A 2,857-nucleotide genomic window follows, 5' to 3' on the forward strand; every position below is an offset into this window, starting at 1 on the left:
GCCGATCTGCGCGTGTCACCACAGCACCGGATGCTGCTCAGCGGGCCGCGCGCCGATCTCTTGTTCGGCGAATCCGAAGTGCTTGCCGCCGCGCTGCATCTGGTCGGTCAACCCGGCATAGAGCGCGCGCCTTGCGAAAGCGTGACTTATCTGCACGTGATGTTCGACGCGCATGAGATCATTCTGGCCGATAGCGCGTGGACTGAAAGTTTTCAGCCGGGCATAGGCACGCTGACCGGGATGGACGGCGCGCAGCGCGCCGAACTATTCTCGATCTTCCCGGAACTGCGCTTTCCTCAAGCGTTGGGCGAGTTGGTCGCGGCGCGCCGTAGCTTGAAAGCCTATGAGGTGAGCGTGCTGCTGGCGGCCTGAAGCAGCGGCGCGGGGCAGGGCGCTAGTGCGATCAGGTATCGAGTGCTTCTTGCAACAAGCGCAGCGCCTCTGCCGTGGCTGCCGCGCGCACGGCGCTTCGCCCGATCACCCCGAACTCGACCGTTAAGGCCTGCGTTGTGCGGCCTTTCTGCGCCAGCGCAAAGCACACGCGCCCCTCTGGTTTGCCTTCCGCGCCACCCGGCCCGGCGATGCCGGTTATGGCAACCGCAAGTGTCGCGGCAGAACGCGCAAGCGCCCCTTCGGCCATCTCGCGCGCAACCTCTTGGCTGACCGCGCCGACACGGGCGAGCGTTTCTGCCCGCACACCCAGCATCGCTACCTTGGCGGGCAAGGAATAGGTCACAAAACCCGCTTCAAACACGTCCGACGCACCTGGCACATCGGTTATGGCTGCGGCAACCAACCCGCCCGTGCAGCTTTCGGCGGTGGCGATACGCGCGCCCTTGCGCCGTGCATTCGCAATCAACGCCGCCGCGGTCACATCAGTAGCCCGTGCGAAACGCCCGCCGCGATGACCGTGGCAACGCCTGCGAAAAGCCCCGCCCAAAGATCATCGAGCATCACCCCCGCCGCATCGCCCCGCCGGTCCGCGCGGCCAATGACCCAAGGCTTCCAGATGTCGAACAGGCGAAAGAACAAGAATGCCGCGACCCAGCCGGGATAGGCGCGCCACGCCCAATCGTGCATGCCCATGTTCCAGAAGGCGGCGGCGGGGAACAGCAGTGCCAGCCACTGCCCTGCCACCTCGTCGATCACGATCTCGCCGGGGTCTTCGCCGGGGCGGTCTGCCAATTCGCGCCCGCATGCCCAAAAGCCAAGCGCGGTCACGCCCGCCGTTGCCGCCACCAGCACCCAGAAACCCAGCGCGTAGTCGATGGCGATTGCCAGCGCCACCGCCGCTGCCGAACCCCAAGTGCCGGGGGCAGGGCGCAGAAGGCCGACATATGCGAAGGTGGTGATGAAACGGGTCATGCAGATACCAATGTTGCTGTGGCCAGTGCCGCGATTCCTTCTTCACGCCCCGTGAAACCCAGACGTTCCGAAGTGGTGGCCTTGACCGAGACGCGGCCTGTCTCGATCTCCATTATTTTTGCCAATACATCCGCCATTTCAGCGGCATGTGGGCCGATCTTCGGGTGTTCGCACACCAGCGTCACATCGACGTTGGCGATGCGATAGCCCTGCGCGCGTACCAGCCCCGCTGCATGGGCAAGGAATATGTGCGAGGCCGCCCCCTTCCACTGTGGGTCCGAAGGGGGGAAGTGCCGCCCGATATCGCCCATGGCCAGCGCGCCATATAGCGCATCGGTCAGCGCGTGCATTCCCACGTCGGCATCGGAATGGCCAAGCAGCCCGCGCCCATGCGGAACCCGCACGCCACAAAGCCAGACATGATCGCCTGCGCAAAACGCGTGCACGTCATAGCCATTGCCGGTGCGCACATCCATTTTCGCCCCCAAAATCCGTTCGGCCCGCGCGAAATCTTGCGCATAGGTCAGTTTCAGATTGTCTTCCTCGCCCGAAACGATCGCAACTTCCAGTCCGGCGCGGCGCGCAAGCTCTACATCGTCCGCGCCACCTTCGGGAAAGGCGCGGTGCGCGGCAAGAATGGCATCGAAGTGAAAGCCTTGCGGCGTCTGCGCGCGAAAGAGCCCATCGCGCGCGACCGTGCCGCTCACATGCCCGGCCTCACCCCGCCAAAGCGCATCTGTCACCGCCAGCGCAGGCGCGGCGGCAACAGCGCCATCAAGTGCCGACACCACCCGCGCAATCAGCGCACCGGATACAAGCGGGCGTGCGCCATCGTGGATAAGAACGCGCGATACGTCTGATCCATCAAGCAGTTCCAGTGCGTTTCGCACACTTTGCGAGCGGCTTTCCCCGCCAGCCACAAGTGTCACCAAGCCGCCAAACTCTGCCAGCCCACGGGTCATGTCATCCGGGTGCAGCACGACCAGCACGCGGTCAAAGGCGGCGAAGGCCGCAAGGCTGCGCGCCAGCACCGAGCGGCCCGCCAAATCGCGCCATTGCTTGGGCTCGCCCGCACCTGCTCGTGTACCGCGCCCTGCTGCTACGATGATCGCCGCAATCGTCATGCCGCCCCCCGGCTACCTCTGAAAACTGCTTAGGCCAAGCCGAAGCGGTGTGCAATTGGCGCATTTGTGCGCCAAAAAGCACAAAAAATAGGCATATGCTGCTAAATTACCCTGCGTCGGTTTTGGCTATGGTTGAGCTTCGCCACTGCAAGAGGTAGTTGGCAGTGGCAACGCACAAGGATTGGGCACTTGGGAATCGCATTGGCAGGTATGGCGCTTTCGCCGTCGGTGTTTTTGGCACCGATGGCAGGGATCACCGATCTGCCGTTTCGCAGGTTGGTAGCACGGTTTGGCGCGGGGCTCGTGGTTAGCGAAATGGTTGCCTCGGGCGAAATGCTGACCGCGCGGCCCTCGGTGCGTGCGAAGGC

At 64.1% G+C, this 2,857-nt stretch carries 5 protein-coding genes; 2 read left to right on the forward strand and 3 right to left on the reverse strand.

Annotated features, from left to right (window positions below; translation table 11 throughout):
* Positions 1-372 (forward strand): Hint domain-containing protein (locus ABY403_RS15215; protein ID WP_372841667.1); only part of this gene is annotated, 372 nt, incomplete at its 5' end.
* A gap of 31 nt (positions 373-403) precedes the next feature.
* On the opposite strand, the gene ABY403_RS15220 is transcribed toward ABY403_RS15215, so the two are convergent.
* From ABY403_RS15220 to ABY403_RS15230, 3 genes are read right to left on the reverse strand one after another with little or no spacing between them, the layout of a single operon-like run.
* Entirely contained in the window at positions 404-874 is a 471-nt protein-coding gene (locus ABY403_RS15220; RefSeq protein ID WP_372841668.1) for a CinA family protein, read from the reverse strand.
* Positions 871-1,365, reverse strand: a complete 495-nt coding sequence (locus ABY403_RS15225) for a phosphatidylglycerophosphatase A (protein ID WP_372841669.1) — start codon at positions 1,363-1,365, stop codon at positions 871-873. The genes ABY403_RS15220 and ABY403_RS15225 overlap by 4 nt, the downstream gene beginning before the upstream one ends.
* Positions 1,362-2,489, reverse strand: coding sequence for a bifunctional 2-C-methyl-D-erythritol 4-phosphate cytidylyltransferase/2-C-methyl-D-erythritol 2,4-cyclodiphosphate synthase (locus ABY403_RS15230; RefSeq protein WP_372841670.1), 1,128 nt, complete (start codon positions 2,487-2,489; stop codon positions 1,362-1,364). The genes ABY403_RS15225 and ABY403_RS15230 overlap by 4 nt, the downstream gene beginning before the upstream one ends.
* 210 nt (positions 2,490-2,699) lie before the next feature.
* Here ABY403_RS15230 and ABY403_RS15235 point away from each other — a divergent pair.
* Positions 2,700-2,857: tRNA-dihydrouridine synthase (locus ABY403_RS15235; protein WP_372841671.1), on the forward strand; the 158-nt coding region annotated here is incomplete at its 3' end.

The sequence above is a fragment of the Phaeovulum sp. genome (assembly GCF_041596715.1).
GTDB lineage: Bacteria > Pseudomonadota > Alphaproteobacteria > Rhodobacterales > Rhodobacteraceae > UBA6213.

Bases quoted from the DNA above. Each gene is read 5' to 3' on its own strand.
- ABY403_RS15225 (WP_372841669.1), bottom strand. From the start codon at position 1,365: ATGACCCGTTTCATCACCACCTTCGCATATGTCGGCCTTCTGCGCCCT.
- ABY403_RS15230 (WP_372841670.1), bottom strand. From the start codon at position 2,489: ATGACGATTGCGGCGATCATCGTAGCAGCAGGGCGCGGTACACGAGCA.